Origin of the sequence: Gordonia insulae, from assembly GCF_003855095.1 — a bacterium.
GTDB classification, from domain to species: domain Bacteria; phylum Actinomycetota; class Actinomycetes; order Mycobacteriales; family Mycobacteriaceae; genus Gordonia; species Gordonia insulae.
Genome location: NZ_CP033972.1, coordinates 1,846,713 through 1,867,516, shown reverse-complemented (window position 1 = coordinate 1,867,516; position 20,804 = coordinate 1,846,713). Strand labels below are relative to the sequence as shown.

The following is a 20,804-nucleotide window of genomic DNA, read 5'->3' as shown; positions in this document are numbered from 1 at the left end:
ATTCTCTTGTCGTGCAACTAGAAGTCTCACTGCTGGCCCTCGGCATACCACGTACGGAACTCGTCGTAGCTCGGCATCTCCTCGGAGTTCGCCTTGGGATCGACCGCGACGTGGATGACGCCGGGCCGACCGCTGGCGTACGCGCGTTTGATCGCGGGCGCGATGTCCTCATCTCGATCCACGTACTCGCCGTAGCATCCGAATCCCTCGGCGACCTTGTCGAGGCGGGTGGACTCGCTCCAGTGCACGCCTGTCTCGAGGGAGCCCTGCCCGTAGGTGCGTTTGTACACGCCGACCTCGAGGCCCCACGCGTAGTCGACGGCCACGACGCACACCAGCGGAAGATTCAGGCGTGCGGCCGTTTCCAGTTCCGAGATGTGGAACTGGAACGACGAGTCCCCGGTGATCAGCATCATCGGACGCTTGCCGCCGTCGGCCACGCCCGCCCCGACGGCATAGGGGAGTCCGGTGCCTAGGTGCCCGAAGTTCTGATTCCACATGACGTCGTGCGGCTTGGCCTGGGAGTAGGTCCAGCCGAAGATGGTGGTCGCACCACCGTCGCGCACCATGATCCCGTCGGCCGGGAAGTCCTTGGTGGCCTCGACGATCAACCGTGCCGGGTGGACCGGCGACGAGCCGGACGGGGCGGTCTCGGCCAGTTCCGCCAACTGTGCGGCGTCCTCGGAGATCCATCGTTTGAGCTCCGGCGTCGGGGTGCGGGGCGAACCCTTGAGCGCCTCGACGAGTTGCGGAACCACCGCACGCAGGTCACCGACCAACGGGACGTCGATGGGACGGTTGACCCCGATCGCCGCCGGGTCCTGCTCGATCAACAACCAGCTGCGGTTGGCCTCGCCCTCGAGCCAATGCCGTCCCTTGCCGAAGTGCACGGGTTCACCGAGCTCGGTGCCGATGGCCAGACAGAGATCCGACGTCACCACCGCCTCGACGGCGGCCGTGGAGAATCCGTATGGGAACGTGCGATCCTCGAGTCCCTCGATGAACGATGTACCACCGGAGGTCTGGATCACGGGGCAGGCCATCAGGTCGGCGAGTTCCTTGACCGAGGCGCCGGCGCGCGCCGTGTGCACACCGTGACCGACCAGCAGGATCGGCTGCTTCGCCGCGCCGATCAGTCGCACGGCCTCCTCGATCTGTTCCTGGCCTGCGGTCTGCCCGACGAGGCGGTACCGGCTGGGGGGCAACACGGGAGGTACGTCGAGCTCTTCCTGGATGACGTGCGACGGATACTCGATGTAGACCGGACCCGGTGTTCCCGACAGTGCCCGGCGCAGACCCTCGCGGATGATCTCATCGGTCTGGTCCGCGTATTCGATGCTGGCGCTGTACTTCACCGACGGTTCGATCAGCCCGGACTGCTGGACGAACTGGATCCGGCCGCGGCGGACCCGTTGTTCGGTGATCCGCGCGCGCTGACCGCCCAGGAAGATGACCGGCGAGTTCTCCACCTTGGCGCACATGACGGCGCCGGCCATGTTGGCGATGCCGGGGCCGAGGGTGCCGATGCACACCGCCGCCTTCCCGGTCATCCGTGACACGGCCTCGGCCATGAAGCCGGCGGTCTCCTCGTGATGGGGCGCAACGACATTCCATCCACGTTCCTCCGCGGTGTGGAACAGGTGTACGAAGTTCGGATCGGGGATACCGAAGATCGTGTCGATGCCCTCGGCCTCGAAGAGGTCCAGGATTCGTTCATAGACTTTGACTGACACGCGCGCTTCCCTCCGTCGCTAGTGCAAAACTCTTCGTGATGTGGTCGACGTGACCCGACGGGACCACCGGCAGGAGCCAGGAATCCGTGGTGTCGCGGATCTCCGCGATACGCTCACCCACGTCCTCGACAGACCACTCGGGTTGATAGACGCCCTCCGTCTCGGCGATGTAGGCGCGGGCCACCCGGCCGGCGATCGACACCAACATCTCGCCGGTGATCGAACAGGACTCGTGTGCCAGCCATCCCACGGCGGGCGCGGTGAGTTCCGGGCCCATCGGCGGGTAGGCGGACGTGTCGAGTCCCTCGGCCAGTCGTGTGATGGCGGCCGGGATGATGACGTTCGAACGTACCCCGTGGTCGTACCCCTCGAGAGCGGCCACGTTGGAGAGTCCGATGATCCCGGCCTTGGCCGCGCCGTAGTTGGCGACGTTCTTGTTCCCGTATATCCCGCCGATCGACGACGTCAGCACGACCCGCCCGTACCCCGCCTCACACATCAACGGAAACGCCGCGCGGACAACGTGGAACGCCCCGCGCAGGTGGACGTCGAGTACGGCGTCGAAGTCCGCGTAGCTCATCTCCGACAGGGACGCGTACCGGTTGTTGCCGGCGTTGTGGACGAGGACGTCGATTCGACCGAAGGCATCGATCGCGGCGTCGATGATCGCGCGCCCGCCCTCGGCCGTCGCCACCGATTCGGTACACGCCACCGCCTCGCCACCGGCGTCCCTGATCTCCTGCACGACGTCGGCGGCCGGTCCCGCATCGGTGTCCTCGCCGCTGATGCTGCTTCCGGGATCGTTGACGACGACCCTGGCACCGCGGGATGCGAGCAGGAGGGCATAGGTCCGTCCCAATCCACGCCCGGCGCCGGTGATCACCGCGACCCGGTTGTCGAACCTGAGCTCAGGCATCGAATGACTCTTCCCGACAGTATGGTTCACGATCACATCTCACTTGTCGAGCACCAGCCCGTCGAGTTCGCCGGTGTCGCGCCACGCCTGCAGCCGGTCGCTGAGCTCATAGAACCCTCCCCAGAACGGGTCGCCCAGGAACGACCTCCCGTTGGGCTCGCCTTCGCTGTTGTAGTAGCCGGGAGTGCATTCCGTGGTGAAGGTGCTGTTGTCCACGGCGAACTCGCGGATGGTCTGCACCCAGCCCTCCTCGGCCTCGGGTGTGGGCTCGACGAAGGTGGCGTCGCGGCGCAGGGCCTCACCGATGATGTACGAGATGTGGTCGGCCTGTTGCTCGAACATCAGGGTGGTCGACGCGGTGACACCTCCCTGCACGAACCCGGTGGCGAAATGATTCGGGAAGCCGTGTGCCATCACGCCGTGCAGGGTGCGGAAACCCTTGCCCCAGTGGTCGTACAGTGACACCCCGTCGCGTCCCGCGAACGGCGTGATGTCGAACTGCCGCTCCAGCGCGGTGGTGATCTCGAAGCCGCTGGCGAACACGATGCAGTCGACCTCGTACTCGACACCGTTGGCGACGACGCCCTTCTCGGTGATCCGCTCGACTCCCTTGGTCTCGGAGACATCGACGAGCGTTACGTTCGGCCGGTTGAAGGTGGGCAGATACTCGTCGTTGAAGACCGGACGCTTGCACATGTTGCGGTAGTAGGGTTTCAGGGTCTCGGCGGTCTCGGGGTCCTCGACGATCTGCTCGACCCGCTGCCGGAGCCGCTCCATCGACCGGTAGTCCTCGATCTCCTTGAGCTCCATGAACTTCGCCGGATCAGCGAGCGCGGCCCAGCCCTCGAAGTTCTCGGTCGCGTTGAGTTTTGCCGCCATGTTGCGGGCGACCTCGGTCCACCCGTCACAGATGAGGTCGGGTTCGCCGGGGTTGTAGAAGGCGAATGCCGCATTGTGGAAGTTGCGCTGCCGCGCGGCCCGCCAGCCCGGTTCGAGGGTCTGCACCCATTCCGGGTCGGTGGGGTAGTTGGCCCGTTCGAAGATGTAGGACGGAGTGCGCTGAAAGACCGTGAGATGCTTGGCTCCGCGCGCCAGATGCGGGATCGCCTGGACACCACTGGAACCTGTGCCGATCACGGCGATCCGCTTGTCACCGATCTTGTCCAGCCCGCCGTGCAGGTCGCCGCCGGTGTAGTCATAGTCCCAGCGGGCGGTGTGGAACGTGTGTCCCTTGAAGTCCTTGATCCCCGGGATGCCCGGGAGTTTCGGCCGGTTGTAGGGGCCCTGGCACATGATCACGAACCGGGCGCGGATCGCGTCACCCCGATTGGACGTGATCTGCCACCGGTTGATCTCACCGTCCCACTGCAGGGATTGGACGAGGGTGTGGAACAGCGCGTGGTCGTACAGGCCGAAGTGCTCGCCGATGCGCTGCGCGTGTTCGAAACACTCGTCCCCCTTGGAGAACTTCTCCTTCGGCATGAAGCCGGTCTCCTCGAGCAGCGGCAGATAACAATAGGCATCCGAGTCGATCTGGATGCCCGGGTAGCGATTCCAGTACCAGACACCGCCGAAGTCGCCGCCGAGCTCGACGATCTTGAAGTCGGTGACGCCGGCCTGTTGCAGCCGATGTGCGGTGATGAGACCGCAGAAGCCGCCACCGAGGATCACCACATCGATGTCGTCGGTGATCGGTTGCCGAGGAACCACAGGCAGGTGCGGATCGCCCTCGTAGAATTCGGCGAAATCGTCCTCGGCCTCCAGGTACTGGGCCTGACCGTCGGAGCGCAGGCGCTTGTCGCGCTCGTGGAGGTACTTCTCGTGGAGAGCGGCGATGTCGACGTCGGGTGTCTGCGTGGGTTCGCAGTTCTGCATGATGTTTCCTTGCTCGGGCGCTGGTGATGAGGGGTGAAGAATTGATCAGGCGAGGTCTTCGGGGGCTCCCGTACCCATGTACTTGGCCAGGTTGTGGTGCAGGTTGACGACGCTGCGCTCGCGGTACGGGTTGGGCTTGGCGCCCGAGAACCCCTGGGACTTGATGCCCTTCTGGACCGCGGCCATGTTGGAGAAGTCCTGGGGCAGAACCGTGCGCCAGCCCGGGTCGTTCTCCGGGGTGAACTCCCATTCGGTCTCCGGCTCTTCACCTTCGGGGAACAGTTCGAAGACTGCCGCCTCGAAATAGCATTTGTCCGGATCGTCACCGTACGGGCGCGCGCTGTAACAGAGCATGTTGTTGAGCGCATGGCCGATCTGGAAGTTGGGGAAGATCTGCCAGGCCGTCCCGCTCTTGGAGACGGTTTCGTTGTCGACAGTCGGCCAGATCACGCCCCGTTCGGCGTCGTCGCGTCGCGCCGACGTCAGCCAATGCGCGAGAACCTCGTTGGCCGGCGTGCCCTCCGGGAGTTCGTCGATCAGCCGCTGAGCCGCGTCCACCAGGGTGCGCGTGGTGTTGGTGTTCGCGTTCTCCCAGGTGAAGTTTTGTAGGTCGATCGTCGAGATGCGGGCGTCCGGACCGTCGGCGACACGCAGCTTGGCCTGGTTGTCCTCCATCCCCTTCGGCGCGTCGTAGCCGATGTTGCTGTGTTTGCCCTGTGCCCTCGACCACCCGAGAAACGTTCCGTAGGAACGGAACTCGGGGTGTGTGTAAGGAACGTGGTACGTCTCCATGAAGGCTTCGAGGGCGATCTTCCAGTTGCAGTCGAAGACCAGCCATTTGCGCCACCGGTACCGCATGTTCTCGAGTTGGAAGGGGTCCAGCAGACTTGCGGCCGGCTCGAGGTAATCGCGTAGCGGCTCGCAGTCGGGGTCCATGTTGATCCAGATCCACCCGCCCCAGGTGTCCACCTGCACGGTGCGCAGTCGGGTCTTCTCCTCGGTGAGACCGGTCGGCCAGTCCTCGCGTTCGGCCGCCCAGGTGTTGCGGCCTTCGAGGTCGTAGGTCCAGCCGTGGAATCCGCAGACGAAGGTGCGGCACTTGCCCTTCGCCTCCCGTTTGCCCTCGGGGGTGTCCACCAGACGGCGGCCACGATGGGAGCAGACGTTGTGATAGGCGCTGATCGTGTCCGGCGCCGACCGGGCGATGATGAACGAGTCGTCCATGATCTCGTAGGTCAGGAAGTCGCCGACCTTCGGGATCTCCTCCACCCGGCCGACCTGCTGCCACACCTTGTTCCACAGTTTGTCCCGCTCGGCGCGGAGATAATCTCTCGAGATGTAGGCCTCGACGCCGATCTCGAGTGGTGTGGTGGGCGGCTCGTCGGTCGAGGTCCGAACCGTCTTCTGGACGTCGTCGATTGTGTCAGTCATGACGTTCTCCCGATGAAAATTGTTGGTTCAGTGGCTGATTGCTTCACGGAAGGCCTGATCCTTGAGAAACAAGGACGTGTGGTCGGCGCCCATGTGCGTCCATTTCAGGTTGAGTCCGCCGTCCACGAGCAGTGTCTGGCCGGTGATGTAGCTCGACAGGTCCGACAACAGGAAGAGGATCGCGCCGGCCTGCTCCTCGGGGCGGCCACGACGGCCCATGGCGATGGCGCGCCGGTCCCGCTCGACGTCGTCGTCGACGTAGGTGAGCGAGGCCGGCGTCGCGGTGACGCCGGGGGCGACGGCGTTGATACGGATGCCGTCGGTGGCCAATTCCACGGCCATCGTCCTGGTGGCTGCGACCAACGCGGCCTTGGCCGTGCCGTAGCCGATGTGGAACGGTGCGGTGTTCATGCCGCTGATCGAGGAGATCGAGACGATCGACCCCGGCAGGCTCTGTGACTTGAGCTCGGCGGCAACGGCCTGACTCATGAAGAACATCGTCTCGAGGTTCTGTGTGAACAGGTCGCGCCAGTCTTCGCGGGTGACCCTGGTCGCCGGCATCCAGGTTGTGGGTGCCGCGCCGCCGGCGACGTTGACCAGGCCATAGAGCGTGCCGTCGGTCACCGCCACCTGATCCATCACGGTCGCGATGCCCTCGTCGATGGAGGCGTCCGCGCTCACCGGGATCACGGAAAGACCTTCCGCGACCAGCGGACTGATGTGCGTGTCCAGGTTCTCCTTCGATCGGCTCACCGCGATGACGGTCGCACCGGCCGCGGCGACCATCCGTGTCACCGTGGTGCCGATGCCACCACCCGCGGCTCCGGACACGATCACGATCCGGCCGCTCAGTCCCACAGGGTTGTCGTCCATGCGGTGATCAGGCCCCCTTCCGGAGTGCGACGACGCTGCCGTCGGCGTCGGCGGAGATGTACAACGTGCCATCGGGCCCCGCGCTGATTCCGGCGAAGGGTCCCTGCGGCCCGGAGAACGGCACAAGGCCGAGCAGCGGCTTGGGCGTGACTCCGGGCGGTGCGCCGACGGGCAGTCCGGTGGCGACGACCTGGCGACTCTTGGTCTCCAGATCGACGTTGACCAACGACTTGCTCCCGGCGTCGACGATGTAGAGCTGCGAGCCGACGACCACGATGCCCTGGGGTGACTCGAGTCCGTCGACCAGGGTGTCGGTTCCCGAATTCGTCACCGCCGCAACTCGTCCCGCGCCCGACTCGGTCACCAGGCAGGTGCCGTCGGCAGTGAATGCCACGCCCATCGGACGGTCGAGTCCGCTCGCCAGGACGTCGGCCCGTCCGGACTGCACGGCAAACACGGAGCCGGAGCCGAGGTCGGCGACGGCGATCGCGCCGGTCGTCGAGACCGCGACGCCGTAGAGCTGATCGAGCCCGTCGACGAGCACCTCGCTCTCGGCCGCGCCAGGTCGGTAGCGCGACACCGATCCGTTGCCGGTGACGATCAGCTCGCCGTCGCCGATGGCGGCCATGCCGCGGATGTAGCCGGGGTAGCCGGGGCTGAAAAGCATTCCCAGGGTGCTCAATTCGCCGCCGCGGTAGGCGAGCAGAAAGGTTCCGTCGGCGATGTAGAGGGTGCCATCCGGTCCGACGGCGAGATCGAGCGGCCAGGTCAGGCCGTCTGCGAGCGCCGTGCGGGTGGCACCATCGGCGAGGATCTCGGTGATCTGGCCGGTGAAGCTCGACACGAACAGCCGATCGCCGGCGAATGTGAGGTTGTCCAGGCCGGGGGACAGCTGGGCGAGCAGCGTCTGATCACCGGTGCGGGGATCGATCCGCAGCACTTGTCCCGATGCCACCTGGGTCGACACGATGAACCCGTCCGAGTCGAACTTGACCGCGTCCGGCCCGCCGAGATCCGTTGCGACCCTTTCTGGCTCACCGCCGTCGGGATCGATCCGCCAGATCTCGTTGGCGCCGAGCAGCGGGTAGTAGAGCTTGCCGTCGGGGCCCACCTCCATGCCGTTGGGCATCGGCAGGTCCTCGAGCAGGATCTTCGGTGACCCGCCATCGGGATTCACCTCCATCAGTCGGCCGCCGGGTCGGCACTCGTTCACGAACAGCCGGCCCTGATGGATGGTGATCCCGTTGGCGCCCGGGAGGTCGTCCCGGAGCATTCGGGTTGCGCCGCCGGACGCACGGACACTGACCCGTCCGTCGTAGTACTCGGTGACGTACATGTCGCCTCGGTCGTCGAAGGCCACGTCGTCGGGAGCGATGATGTCGCTGCCCTTGGCGCTGATGGTCTCCAGCGCACCCGAGTCGAGATCGAGGGCGCTGATCTGACTCCCCGCGACCTGAGCGATGTAGATCCGTCCGTCCGGGCCGGATCGGATGCCGTTCGCGCCGAACAGGCGGCTCGGATCGGTGAGGCGCTCGAGACGCCATCCATCGGCGAGTGCGAGAGGCGCAGAGCTGGTGAAGCGGGCCGCCTGAGTCAAGGTGGGCCTCCTGTCCTGAGGGGAGATCAGTGATGGCGAGGTGTCCTGGCGTCGACGGAAGACCCTCGGACGGGCGTGATTCAGGCCACAATTTCGCTCGCGTCGGAGTCTAAACCGGAGCGCGCAAGATTTACAAGTATTGCTATCCTTGACAGGATAGAAACTGAGTTCTCGGTCAGGTGAAGTCAGATTATCGGGAGGAACGTTGCGCAGTCAGCGACTTCAGGGCGTCGCCTGCACGCCGATCACGCCGACGCCTCATCGCGCCGGCGACATCGCGGGCCGACATGACAACGGACCGCCGCGACGAAGTTCGTCGCGGCGGCCCGTTGAGGTGTGGTCGGAGTGTTCGGTTTCTACGCGCTGCCGTCGAAGAGGCTGGTGACAGATCCGTTCTCGAAGACCTCGCGGATCGTCTGGGCCAGCAGCGGGGCGATCGACAGCACCGTCAGGTTCTCGAATCGCTTCTCTTCGGGAATGGGCAGCGTATCGGTCGCGATGACCTCGCGTGCACCACAGTTCGCCAGCCGTTCTGCGGCGGGGTCGGAGAACACGCCGTGGGTCGTCGCGATCACCACGTCTCCGGCGCCCGCGTCCTTGAGGACCTTGACCGCGCCCGCGATGGTGCCGCCGGTGTCGATCATGTCGTCGATCAGCACACAGGTGCGGCCGTCGACGTCGCCGACGACGCGGTTCGACTTGACCTGGTTGGGGACCAGCGGGTCGCGAGTCTTGTGGATGAATGCGAGCGGTGCACCATTCAGGGCGTCGGCCCACTTCTCCGCGACGCGCACACGACCGGAGTCCGGTGACACGACGGTCACGTTGTCGGTGCCGTAGTTCTGTCGGACGTAGTCGGCGAGCTGTCCCTGCGCGTGCATGTGATCGACCGGGCCGTCGAAGAAGCCCTGGATCTGGTCGGTGTGCAGGTCGACGGTGATGATGCGGTCGGCGCCGGCGGCCTTCAACAGATCGGCCATCAGCCGTGCCGAGATGGGCTCGCGGCCGCGGTGCTTCTTGTCCTGACGCGCATACGGATAGAACGGGAGGATCACGCTGATGCGTTTGGCCGAACCACGCTTGAGCGCGTCGATCATGATGAGCGCCTCCATGACCCACTGGTTGAGTGGGTTGGGGCAGCTCTGTAGGACGAAGGCGTCGGAACCACGGACCGACTCCTCGAAGCGAACGAAGATCTCCCCGTTGGCGAAGTCGCGGGCGGTCTGCGGGGTCACCTTGATGCCCAGCTCGTCGGCGACCGACTGTGCGAGTTCGGGATGAGCGCGGCCAGAGAACAGCATCAAGTTCTTCTGGTTGTCCGTGGTCCAGGTCATGAAAACTCTTCTGTTGAGATGTACAGCGGTCAGTTGCCGGGCTGGCTGTCGGTGGAACCGTCGTTCCGTTGGGCATCGAGCGCGGCGCGGGCCGACTCGCTGTCCGGGCGCTTGCGCACCACCCAGTTCTCGATATTTCGTTGTTGGCCCGCCGACACCGCGAGGGCCCCGGGCGGAACATCTTCCCGCAAGACCGTACCCGCTCCCGTGTAGGCGCCGTCGCCGACCTGCACAGGTGCGACAAACATGTTGTCAGAACCCGTGCGGCAATGGGACCCGATCACCGTACGGTGCTTCGCCACGCCGTCGTAATTCACGAACACACTCGATGCGCCGATGTTGGAGTGGTCGCCGATCGTCGCGTCGCCGACGTAGGTGAGGTGCGGCACCTTTGTGCCCGCACCGATGTCGGCCTTCTTGGTCTCGACGAAGGTGCCGATCTTGCCTTCGGTGCCGAGGCGGGTGCCGGGCCGCAGGTAGGCGAACGGTCCGACGCTCGCGAACGCACCGATCTCCGAGTCGCTGCCGTGTGTCCGGATCACCGATGCGCCGGTGCCGACCGCGACATCGCGCAGGGTGGTGTCGGGGCCGAGCAGTGCGTCGTCGGCGACGGTGGTGGTCCCGAGTAGGTGCGTGCCCGGTTCGATGCGCACGTCCTCCCCGATGGTGACGTCGACGTCGATCCAGGTGCTGGTGGGATCGACGACGGTCACGCCCGCCAACTGATGGCGGCGGATGATGCGGCGGTTGAGTTCGGCGCCGAGTTCGGCGAGTTGCACCCGATCGTTGCACCCGGCGACGAGGTGCGGGTCGCCGACGGTGTGCGCGTGCACGATCCCGCCGGCGGCGCGGGCGATCGCGATGACGTCGGTCAGGTAGTGCTCGCCCTGCTTGTTGTCCGTGGTGAGTTGGGTCAGCGCGTCACGCAGGGTGTTCGCATCGAACGCGTAGACGCCGGCGTTGACCTCGGTGACGGCGCGCTGCTGTTCGGTGGCGTCCCGGTCTTCGACGATCGCGCGCACGTCCGCGCCGTCGTCGGTGCGCAGGATTCGGCCGTAGCCCGCGGGGTCCGCGGCGATGAAGGTGGTGACCGTGACCGCCGCCCCGGGGCCGGCTCGGTGGGTCGCGAGGATCTGCGCGAGGGTCTCGCCGTCGAGCAGGGGCACATCGCCCGCGGTGACCAGGACCGTGCCGCTGAAGTCGGCGGGCAGTGCGGACAACCCGACCCGGGCGGCGTCGCCCGTACCGCGCGGCTTGTCCTGCTCCGCGGTCGAGATCGTGCGGCCGATGTTGTGTGCGATGGCCTCGACCGCGGCACTGATGCGCTCGCGCTCGTGGCCGACGACGGCGATCACGTGCTCGGGATCGACGGCGGCGGCTCCACGCAGCGCATGGCAGAGCATCGAGTGCCCGCCGAGCTCGTGCAGGATCTTCGGGGTCTTGGACCTCATCCGGGTTCCCGCGCCGGCGGCCAGCACGATCACGGCGGTTGTGGGTGAAGACGGCATCTCAACCTCCGCTGTCGGGATTCGGGTTCGTCGACCACGGCTCCTCGGCGGCAGGCGGCGACGCGCCCGATGTTACGCACCGGTAGTCGGCGCGAGCGCGCTCACCCGCCGAACTGCAGGCCTGATACAAAACAGAGAGGTGATCAGACCTACCACGGACAAACGGAGGTACATCGAATGAGCTCTCAGAAAGTCGCGATCGTCACCGGAGCCGCGCGCGGCATCGGCGCAGGTGTCGCCAAGCGACTGGCCGCCGACGGCCTCGCCGTTGCCGTCCTCGATCTGGACGCGGACGCGTGTGCCGCCACCGTCTCGGCCATCACCGAGGCGGGCGGGAAGGCGATCGCCGTGGGCGCCGACGTCTCGAACGAGGAGTCGGTCAACGCTGCCGTCGCCACGATCGTCGAGAAGCTCGGTCCGCCGACCGTCGTGGTCAACAACGCAGGCATCATCCGCGACAACATGCTGTTCAAGATGACCGTCGACGACTGGGACGCGGTGATGGCCGTGCATCTGCGCGGGGCCTTCAATGTCACCAAGGCCGCGCAGAAACACATGGTCGACGCTGGTTGGGGCCGCATCGTCAACCTCTCGAGCACCTCCGCCCTCGGCAACCGTGGCCAGGCGAACTACTCCGCGGCGAAGGCCGGGATGCAGGGCTTCACCAAGACCCTCGCCATCGAGCTCGGCAAGTTCGGCGTCACCGCGAACGCCATCGCCCCCGGCTTCATCGAGACGGAGATGACCGCCGCAACCGCTGAACGTGTCGGCGTGCCGTTCGAGGACTTCAAGAAAGCGGCCGCATCCCAGATCCCGGTGAACCGCACCGGGGTGCCGGAGGACATCGCGCACACCGCGTCGTTCTTCATCTCCGAGGGTGCGGGCTTCGTCTCCGGCCAGGTCGTCTACGTCGCCGGCGGTCCGAAGGACTGATCGTGCCCGGTTCCCGCTCCCTCATTTCGTGCGCGCTCCTTCGATCGAGTGCGCGGGAACGAAATGGGGGAGCGGGAGCAGGCGCGGACCGCCACCAACAGCCTGTGGCACAATCGTCTGCGCAGTATTCCCCCATGGTGTAATCGGCAACACTTCTGATTTTGGTTCAGGCATTCCAGGTTCGAGTCCTGGTGGGGGAGCTTCCATGGCACTTGTCCCTGGCAACTTGTCCCTGGCCACTCCTCCCAAGCCCGGTTCACTGCAGTGCACGCGTGTTAATCTCACCTCCCACGGCGTGACCGGAGCGCACCTACGGAGTCGGATCCATCGAGTCGTGTGATGCATGCGCTCGGGAGGACGAAAATGCGGATCAAAATGCTTGTCGCGCTGGTGCTCACAGCCCTGGGTGTGGTGGCGGCGCCGGCCGTGACGGCCGATGCGGCCGCGCCGTCGGTCCGATCCGGGATGCGGATCAGTGTCGACCAGTCGATCGTGACCGAGGCACACTGCACTCTGGGTGCGGTGATCTCCCGGTCGAAGGCGATCACCGCCGGGCACTGCGGCAACGTCGGCCAGGTGGTCCGGGACAACGCCGGTGTGCGGATCGGCACGATCAGCGCCAACCGGATCACCAGGCGTCTCGACATCGCGGTGATCGCTCTCGCGCCGCGGACGCGCGTCCAGCGCGACGTCATCGACTGGACGTCGACGTTCCGGCAAGGCGGGGCCGTCTCCAAGGCGGGTGTGACGACCGGGTTCGGGCGGGGCGTCGTGACCGACCCGAAGCCCACGTTGCGTACCGCGCGCGGATTCTCTTTCGCACCACCGTTTCTGATCGAGTACCCGACCTACTCCGTGCGGTCGGATCTCCTGTCGCGGTCCGGGGACAGCGGTGCGGGTGTGCGGGACGCGAGCGGCCGGGTCGTCGGCATCCTCTCGGCGGGCAGCTCCGATCGCAACACGCTGATCGCGCCGGTCTCGATGTTGCCGCGACACCTGCGCTGAGTCACAGCGCGCTGTGGGTGATCCGTCCGCCGACAAAGGTCGCCGCGACCGGGAGTTCGGGTAGGCGACGGGCACTCTCGGCCGCGGTCGGCGCCGGGCGCAGCGGGTCGGCGTCGAGCAGGACCACATCACCGCGGCCGCCGACCGCGAGCGTGGGCTGACCATCGGTCGAGGCCGCGAGCGCCTCGCCGACCGTCAGGCTCTCGCCGACGTTCCATGGTTCGTCGTCACCGGCCGCCCGGTGGACCGCCGCCGCCATCGCCACCCACGGGTCCAGTGCCGACACCGGCGCATCGGAGCCGAGCGCGACGTCGACGCCGCCGCGCAGCAGTGACCGCAGCGCGAAACAGCGGTCCATCCGGTCCGGCCAGCACTGCCGGGTGACGACCTGATCGTCGAGGAGATGCGCGGGTTGCACACTCGCGCGTACGCCCAGCGCACGCATCCGGGGGATGTCGATCGGCCGGATCAGTTGGGCGTGTTCGATGCCGCCCTGTGCCCCGGTGGTCTCGAACGCACTCAGGGCGACGTCGACGGCGCGGTCGCCGATCGCATGCAGTGCGATCGCGAAACCGTTGCGGTGTCCGCGGCGGACGAGAGCGGTGAGGTCGTCGACCGTGTAGATCTGCTCGCCGCGTGGGTGTGCCAGGTCGTCGGCGTCGGCGTAGGGCTCGAAGCACAACGCGGTCCGTGCATTCAGCGATCCGTCGGCGAAGATCTTCAGCGGGCCGACGGCAAGCAGCCCGCGGTCGTCGAGTTCACTTCCGGTGCGCAGTGATTCGGCGACGGCATCGTCGAGTCCCGCCGGGTAGACCGTGGCCCGCACCCGAAGGTCGTCGATGCCCATGGCGAAGCGACGTCGCCAGGACGAGATGCTGCCGGCGAACTCGAAGTCGACGATTCCGACCACGCCCCTGGCGGCGGCGTCGGCCACCGCGGCGCGCACCAGTTCGTCGGTGTCGTCGGTGCTCGAGGTGAGTTCGGTGATCGCGGATTGCACCGAGAACCAGAGGGTTTCGGTGATCGCGCCGGTTCGGGGCGTGAGTCCCAGAAGTCGTAGTGCCGCCGAGTTGAGCCACCCGGTGTGTCCGTCACCGCTGGACAGGATCACCGGATGGTCGCCGCTGACGCCGTCGAGATCGGCGACCCGGGGTTGAGCCGCCCACAGTGCGGGTCGGAATCCGAACCCCAGAATCGGGCTGTCGCGCCGTGGCGAGTCCAGTCGCTCGAGATGGTCGGCGACGAGTGCGACGACATCGGCCGCCGACCGCGCCGACGACACGTCCAGGCGTGACCGTGACTGCGCCCACCAGGTCATGTGTGCGTGCTGGTCCCAGAGGCCGGGAATCGCCCATCGGCCTTCCGCGTCGACGACGATGTCGTCCGGCGCCGGCGCGAGTTCCGGTGCGAGGTCGACGATCCGACCGTCGCGGATGCGGAGGTCGACGGGGCCGGTGTACGGCCGGCGGGTGCGGACGGGCACGGGGCGGACGGTGCGGATGAGGGTCGACGTGCTCACGTCAACACTCTCCACCATGTGTGCCGATATGGCACGGGCCCGGACACACCGAGGAGGTGTGTCCGGGCCCGATGTCAGCGGTCAGTGCGCCAACGCGACGGCACCGTCCGCGGCGGCCGGCAGCTTGCCGCTGCGGACCACCGATCCGGCGATCACGCCGCCGGCGGCGAACACCGCGGCTGCCACCCAGAACGCGGTGGTGTAGGAATGCACCGCGGCCAGCTGCGCGAGCTCGGCCGGATTCACCACGTGCGCAGCATGAGTCGTCACATAGGCCGAGGCGGAGCTGGCGGCGATGGTGCTCAGCAACGCCGTGCCGACCGAACCACCGACCTGTTGCATGGTGTTCACCGTCGCCGATGCGACACCGGCGTCCTCGGCGGAGACACCCGAGATCGCGCCCTGCATGGCCGGGGCCATCGATGCGCCGATGCCGAGTCCCAGGATCAGCAGCGCGGGCAGGATGTCCGTCGCATACGAACTCGTCTCGGTGATCTGGGTCAGGTACACCATTCCGCTTGCGGCGATGAGCAATCCGCCGGTCATCAGCCAGCGCGGGCCGAACCGGGGGAGGATCACCGCCGTCGACGTCGTCGCGGTCACGATCAGCATGCCGATCATCGGCAGGAAGGCCAGGCCCGTGCGGATGGGACTGAATCCGAGGTTCTGCTGCAGGTAGTAGGTGAGGAACAGGAAGATGCCGAACATGCCGATCCCGGCGATGAACACGACGAGGTACGAACCGCCGCGGGTGCGGTCCAGGATCACGCGGAGCGGCAGCAGGGCGTGATCGGTTCGGGACTGCAGCCAGAGGAACACGCCGAGCAGGGCGGCACCGGCCACGAGCCACGTGATGGTGGCCCAGTCGCCCCAGCCGTTGGTCTCGGCGTTCGAGAAGCCGTAGACGATGGAGAACAGTGCGATCGAGACCGTCACGACACCGGGGATGTCGAGCCGCGGACGATGCTCCGAGCGGTGCGCGCCGATGAACAACGCTGCACCGACGAGGGCGATCGCGGCGATCACCAGGTTGACGTACAGGCACCAGCGCCAGTCGGCCCACTCGGTGAGCATGCCGCCGAGCAACAGGCCGAGCGCTCCGCCACCACCGGCGATCGCGCCGAAGATGCCGAATGCACGGCCACGCTCCGACGGGTCGGTGAAGGTGGTGGTCAGCAGCGAGAGGGCGGCCGGCGCGAGCAGTGCACCGAAGACGCCCTGGCCGGCACGCGCCGCGACCAGCATGTCGAAGTTCACCGCGGCGCCGCCGATCGCGGACATCACCGCGAAGCCGACGAGCCCGATGATCAACGTGATCTTGCGGCCCCACAGATCAGACAGTCGCCCGCCGAGGAGCAACAGGCTGCCGAAGGCCAATGCATATGCGGTGACGATCCACTGTCGGTCGGCGTTGTCGAAGCCCAGGTCGGCCTGCGCGTGCGGCAGCGCGATGTTCACGATCGTGGCGTCGAGGACGACCATCAGTTGCGCGAGCGCCAGCACACCCAGGACCACCCACCGCAGGCGGTGGTGCCGAGCCTGGTCGGACTCCTTCTCGACGACCGGTACGTCGATTTCGTTGAGGGTACTCATCAAACCTCCAAGGACAGGCGGAGGAACATCCTCCGGTTACTGAGGGTCCAACGACCCGCAACCGGAGATCATTCCTCCGGTTGTAAACTGTGAGCATGAGCACGTCCCCGGCGTCCGACGCCGACCTCCGCCCGCTGCGCGCCGATGCCGAACGCAATCGGCTCAAGATCATCGCCGCGGCCCGCGAATTGTTCGCCGAGCGCGGTCTCGATGTGTCGATGGATGACGTCGCGGCCCACGCCGGGGTCGGCGTGGGAACGGTGTACCGACGTTTCGACAATCGCGATGAGCTGATCATCGGGGTCTTCACCGAACACCTCAAAGGCGTCGCGGGGCGGACGCGGGACGCCCTCGACGACCCGGATCCGTGGGCGGCGGTCGTCGACCTGCTGACTTGGTTCTGCTCGGTCATCGCCGAGGACCGTGGTCTGGCTGCGATCATGATGCGGATCGATCACTCGCACCCCGACATCGAGGCCGTGAAATCAGATCTGACCGGGCAGATGGAAGAGGTTTTCGCGCGGGCCAAGAGCGCGGGTGTCCTGCGGCCGGACGTCGCCAGCACGGACTTCTTCAGCATCTTCACGATGATCTCGGCGGTCGCCGACGTCACCCGACCGGTGGTACCCGGGGCGTGGCGCCGCTACCTCGAACTGCTGCTCCGTGCGATTCACGCGGACCCCGCGCACGACGTCCTGACGACGCCGCCGCTGACCGACGACCAGATCCGCGCGATCCAGCAGGCTCGCGCCGCTAGCTGATCAGCCCCTCGCTCTTGAGCCAGTCGTACGCGACATCTGCGGGGTCCTCACCATCGATGTCGATGCGGCCGTTCAGCTCCTGCATCACATCGTCGGTCAGCCGCTCGGAGACCGTGCCCATCAGTTCCTTGATCTCCGGGTACTGATCGAGTGTCTCCTTGCGGACCACCACGGTTCCGCTGTACGGCAGGAAGTACTTCTTGTCGTCCTCGAGAACGGTGAGCTGCAGATTCTTGATGCGCCCATCGGTGGTGTACACCATGCCGAAGTTGCAGGGGGCGCTGTTGGCCGTCGACGTGTAGACGACGCCGGAATCCATCTGGGTCACGTTGCCCGCGGGCACGCCGTTCGGGGTGTTGTACGGCATCCCGTAGGTCTGCAGCATCGGCAGGAATCCGTCGGGACGACTGAAGAACTCGTCGTTGATGCAGAACGTGCGTTCGTTGACCGGCAACTTGGCGATGTCCGACATCGTCTTCACGTTCAGCCGTTTCGCCGTCGGGCCGGACACCGCGAACGCGTAGGTGTCGTTGAACTCCGCCGGCGGCAGCCACACCAGATTGTTCTGCTCGAGTTCGGCGTCGTGCACCTTCTGCCACAATTCCTGCGGATCGGGGATGACGTCGGTCTCGTGCAGGTAGGTCACCCACGCCGTTCCGGTGTACTCCCACAACAGATCTGCGTCGCCGTTGAGTTGGGCCTGCCGCGACGACGCGGAACCGGGAGCGTTGGTGAGGTCGGTGATGTCGGCGCCCGCGGCCGCGAGATACGTGGCCGCGATCTTGCCCAGCAGCACACTCTCGGTGAAGTTCTTCGACGTGACGGTGATCTTGGCGCCCTCCAACGGTTTCTGACCGTCGGGCAACGATGCGACCTTGAAGGTGCCGGACGAACTCACCAGGCCGCAGCCGGCGAGGAGTAGGACGAACGACGCGACCATCAGCGTCGCCCGGAGGAGCCCGCGTCGGCGGGCATGGCGGTTCACGACAGTCCCCGGGGGGTCGCGAAGAGTTCGAAGAGTCGGCCGAGCCAATCGATCGTCAGCGCCAAGAGTCCGACCAGGACCGCGCCCGACACCAGCAGTTTCGGCAAGAAGAGCGTGACGCCGGTGGTGATCAGCGTGCCCAGGCTCGTCGCACCGATGAAGGTACTCAGCGTCGCGGTGCCGACGAGGATGACCAGGGCGGTGCGGACGCCGTTGAGGATCACCGGGACCGCCAGCGGCAGTTCGACCTGGATGAGTGTGCGGGCCCCCGAATAGCCGATGCCGCGCGAGGCCTCGACGGTGCGCTGGTCCACCTGCCGCAGTCCGACGATGGTGTTCTGCAGGATCGGCAGGATCGCGTAGACCACGAGACCGATCACCGCGGTCCGGAATCCCGTTCCGAGCCAGAAGGTGAAGAGCACGAGCAGGCCGACAGCGGGCGCCGCCTGGCCCACGTTCGCGATGTTGATCGCGATCGGGTTGAGCCACTTCATCGATGGTCGCGTCAGCAGGATGCCGAGTGGGATCGCGATGGCGATGACGATCACGGTTGCCGTGACGGTCAGCTTGATGTGGTCGAAGATGGTGATACGCAGGTTGTCCCAGCCGAGGGCGGCGGCCTCGGTCTCGGTCAGGGTGGTGTTCTGGTACCAGATGATGTAACCGGCGAGGAGCACGACGATGAGCAGTGGTTCCAGCCACACGTCGATGGGGAGGTTGCGGAATCGTCTCATGCCGGCTCGTCGGGTTCGTCCGCGGCAACGATGACCGGCATCTCGCCGCTGTGGGTGCCCTCCGGGTGCTCGACGTAGTTCGTGTGCTCTTCCTCCGGGCGCGCCTCGGACAGCTGCCCGCGGATGATCTCCATGACCGTCCCGATCGACAGCGACCCGATCACCGCACCGCGTCCGTCCGTGACGAGCACACCTCCCTGGCTGGCCGCCAGCATGGAGTCGAGGGCGTCGTTGAGGGTGGACGACCGGGCGACCACGGGGAGGCGGCGATCGATGTAGTCCGAGACCTGCGGCTTGGCCGCGAGTTCGTCCAGGGACGGCCACGCGCGGGGATGGCCCAGGTTGTCCACCACGACGACCCAGGTGTGGCCCGCGGCCCGTGCTCGCCTGATGACCGTCTCCGAGGTCTCCCCGACCTGGGCCGTGGTGACACCTTCGGGCGGTACGTCCCGCACGCGCGACAAGGTCAGATGGGCGAGCGTGGCCCCGGAGCCGATGAAGTCCTCCACGAACGGTGTCGCGGGGTTGGCGAGGATCTCCTCCGGTGCGGCGTACTGCTCGATGTGGCCGCCCTCGGACAGGATGAGCACCTTGTCCCCGAGCTTGGTCGCCTCCTCGAAGTCATGGGTGACCACCACGATCGTCTTGCCCAACTCGTGCTGGATGGCGATCAGGCTGTCCTGCAATCGGACACGAGTGATCGGGTCGACTGCACCGAACGGCTCGTCCATCAACAGAATGGGCGGATCGGCGGCCAAGGCACGCGCGACGCCGACGCGCTGCTGCTGCCCGCCGGACATGTCCTTGGGCAGGCGGTGGGCGAAGGTTGCGGCGTCGAGCCCGACGAGGTCCAGCAGGTACTCGGTGCGCTCGGCGATACGCTTCTTGTCCCAGCCGAGGACTCGTGGGATGGCAGCGATGTTCTTCTCGACCGACCAGTGGGGGAAGAGGCCACCGGACTGGATCACGTAACCGATGCCCTGCCGCAGTTTGTCCGGGTTCTCGTGGGTCACGTCGCGACCGTCGATGAGAATCCGTCCCTCGCTGGGTTCGATCAGCCGGTTGATCATCTTCAACGTCGTCGTCTTGCCGCAGCCCGAGGGGCCGACGAAGGTGACGATGTCGCCGGCCTCGATCTCGAGATCGAGTTCCGCGACGGCCGGCTTGTCTTGGCCGCGATACTGTTTCATCACTCCGTCGAGCTGGATCGACGCACCGGTGACGGTACGCTCGGGCTGCGAGGACGCGGTGGACAATTCGGTCATTGCAGTCCTTTGGAGATGGTGAGGCGCCCGAGCAGAACGAGCAGACCGTCGAATATGAGGGCGATGATGATGATGAGAATCGTTCCGGCGAGGGTCATCTCGAGTGCGTTGGCTCCGCCGAGGCGCGAGAGTCCGCTGAAGATCAGGGAGCCGAGGCCGGGTCCGAGGACGTAGGCGACGATGGCGGCGACGCCGATGATCATCTGCGTCGACACCCGAATCCCGGTGAGGATCACCGGCCACGCGATCGGTAGCTCGACGGTGAGGAGGATGCGCCAGCGCGACAGGCCGATTCCCCGCGCCGATTCGATCACCGATGCGGGAACCGACCGCAACCCGACGATCGCATTGCCGATCACCGGCATCGTCGCGAAGAAGGCGAGCATGATGAATGACGGGACGACACCGAGTCCGAACGGCACGATGAGCAGTGCCAGGAGCGCCAGCGAAGGAATGGTCAACGCGACCCGGCTGCTCGTCAGCGTGAACGCCGACATGAATGGAAGCCGATAGACCAGGACGGCGATCAGCACCGCGACCAGCGTGCCCACCAGGACGGTCTGGAAGGCGAGCGAGGCGTGCTGATACGTGAGGAACGTCAGGGAGGACGCGTGCCCCTGTACGTAATCCCACAGCTGCAAACCGAACCCCCTGGTAGTCGGCCCCGACGGTGGTCAGTCGTCAACCGTGGCCGGAATCCGGAGCTGAACCGTGTCGAAGCTTATCGCCGAATATGGGTTCG

Annotated in this window: 17 protein-coding genes and 1 tRNA gene; 4 read left to right on the top strand and 14 right to left on the bottom strand. The window is 66.3% G+C overall.

The features are described from left to right. Positions 1-26: 26 nt before the first annotated feature. The 8 genes from D7316_RS08420 to glmU form a co-directional block, all read right to left on the bottom strand. A complete protein-coding gene (locus tag D7316_RS08420; RefSeq protein ID WP_124707885.1) occupies positions 27-1,733 on the bottom strand; it encodes a thiamine pyrophosphate-binding protein in 1,707 nt (568 codons plus the stop codon). Next, entirely contained in the window at positions 1,714-2,649 is a 936-nt protein-coding gene (locus D7316_RS08415; RefSeq protein ID WP_124707884.1) for an SDR family NAD(P)-dependent oxidoreductase, read from the bottom strand. Before D7316_RS08415 ends, D7316_RS08420 begins: the two co-directional genes overlap by 20 nt. Positions 2,650-2,688: 39 nt before the next feature. Continuing rightward, the gene (locus tag D7316_RS08410; RefSeq protein WP_124707883.1) at positions 2,689-4,524 is read right to left on the bottom strand and encodes a flavin-containing monooxygenase; all 1,836 of its coding nucleotides are present in this window, start codon (positions 4,522-4,524) and stop codon (positions 2,689-2,691) included. A gap of 45 nt (positions 4,525-4,569) precedes the next feature. Next, positions 4,570-5,943 (bottom strand): aromatic ring-hydroxylating oxygenase subunit alpha, encoded by a 1,374-nt coding sequence (locus D7316_RS08405; protein ID WP_408610070.1) that lies wholly within the window; start codon positions 5,941-5,943, stop codon positions 4,570-4,572. Between the two features lie 39 nt (positions 5,944-5,982). Then, complete coding sequence (locus D7316_RS08400; RefSeq protein ID WP_124707881.1) at positions 5,983-6,828, bottom strand: SDR family NAD(P)-dependent oxidoreductase; 846 nt, start codon at positions 6,826-6,828, stop codon at positions 5,983-5,985. Between the two features lie 7 nt (positions 6,829-6,835). Next, positions 6,836-8,425, bottom strand: coding sequence for an SMP-30/gluconolactonase/LRE family protein (locus D7316_RS08395; protein ID WP_232016824.1), 1,590 nt, complete (start codon positions 8,423-8,425; stop codon positions 6,836-6,838). A gap of 356 nt (positions 8,426-8,781) precedes the next feature. Further along, on the bottom strand, positions 8,782-9,759 hold the full coding sequence (locus D7316_RS08390) for a ribose-phosphate diphosphokinase (RefSeq protein ID WP_124707880.1): 978 nt from the start codon (positions 9,757-9,759) through the stop codon (positions 8,782-8,784). 29 nt (positions 9,760-9,788) lie between these two features. Beyond that, positions 9,789-11,267, bottom strand: coding sequence for a bifunctional UDP-N-acetylglucosamine diphosphorylase/glucosamine-1-phosphate N-acetyltransferase GlmU (glmU, locus tag D7316_RS08385; RefSeq protein ID WP_124707879.1), 1,479 nt, complete (start codon positions 11,265-11,267; stop codon positions 9,789-9,791). Positions 11,268-11,444: 177 nt separating this feature from the next. Between glmU and D7316_RS08380 the strand changes: the two genes are divergently transcribed. From D7316_RS08380 to D7316_RS08370, 3 genes are all read left to right on the top strand, one after another. Further along, a complete protein-coding gene (locus D7316_RS08380; protein ID WP_124707878.1) occupies positions 11,445-12,200 on the top strand; it encodes an SDR family oxidoreductase in 756 nt (251 codons plus the stop codon). A gap of 128 nt (positions 12,201-12,328) precedes the next feature. Then, positions 12,329-12,400 (top strand) — tRNA-Gln (locus D7316_RS08375). A gap of 163 nt (positions 12,401-12,563) precedes the next feature. Then, complete coding sequence (locus tag D7316_RS08370) at positions 12,564-13,205, top strand: chymotrypsin family serine protease (protein WP_124707877.1); 642 nt, start codon at positions 12,564-12,566, stop codon at positions 13,203-13,205. 1 nt (position 13,206) lies between these two features. Here D7316_RS08370 and D7316_RS08365 read toward each other — a convergent pair whose 3' ends face one another. Together D7316_RS08365 and D7316_RS08360 are read right to left on the bottom strand one after the other, a co-directional pair. After that, positions 13,207-14,724, bottom strand: a complete 1,518-nt coding sequence (locus D7316_RS08365) for an amidohydrolase (protein WP_232016823.1) — start codon at positions 14,722-14,724, stop codon at positions 13,207-13,209. 81 nt (positions 14,725-14,805) lie between these two features. Then, the gene (locus tag D7316_RS08360) at positions 14,806-16,317 is read right to left on the bottom strand and encodes a DHA2 family efflux MFS transporter permease subunit (RefSeq protein ID WP_124707875.1); all 1,512 of its coding nucleotides are present in this window, start codon (positions 16,315-16,317) and stop codon (positions 14,806-14,808) included. Between the two features lie 95 nt (positions 16,318-16,412). Here D7316_RS08360 and D7316_RS08355 point away from each other — a divergent pair, with 95 nt between their 5' ends. Next, on the top strand, positions 16,413-17,078 hold the full coding sequence (locus tag D7316_RS08355) for a TetR/AcrR family transcriptional regulator (RefSeq protein WP_124707874.1): 666 nt from the start codon (positions 16,413-16,415) through the stop codon (positions 17,076-17,078). Here the strand turns inward: D7316_RS08355 and D7316_RS08350 are convergent. From D7316_RS08350 to D7316_RS08335, 4 genes are read right to left on the bottom strand one after another with little or no spacing between them, the layout of a single operon-like run. Continuing rightward, the gene (locus tag D7316_RS08350) at positions 17,071-18,018 is read right to left on the bottom strand and encodes a glycine betaine ABC transporter substrate-binding protein (RefSeq protein WP_124711201.1); all 948 of its coding nucleotides are present in this window, start codon (positions 18,016-18,018) and stop codon (positions 17,071-17,073) included. The genes D7316_RS08355 and D7316_RS08350 overlap by 8 nt on opposite strands. 41 nt (positions 18,019-18,059) lie before the next feature. Further along, a complete protein-coding gene (locus tag D7316_RS08345) occupies positions 18,060-18,797 on the bottom strand; it encodes an ABC transporter permease (protein ID WP_124707873.1) in 738 nt (245 codons plus the stop codon). Next, complete coding sequence (locus D7316_RS08340; protein ID WP_124707872.1) at positions 18,794-20,062, bottom strand: ATP-binding cassette domain-containing protein; 1,269 nt, start codon at positions 20,060-20,062, stop codon at positions 18,794-18,796. The genes D7316_RS08345 and D7316_RS08340 overlap by 4 nt, the downstream gene beginning before the upstream one ends. Further along, entirely contained in the window at positions 20,059-20,703 is a 645-nt protein-coding gene (locus D7316_RS08335) for an ABC transporter permease (RefSeq protein WP_124707871.1), read from the bottom strand. Before D7316_RS08335 ends, D7316_RS08340 begins: the two co-directional genes overlap by 4 nt. Positions 20,704-20,804 lie beyond the last annotated feature (101 nt).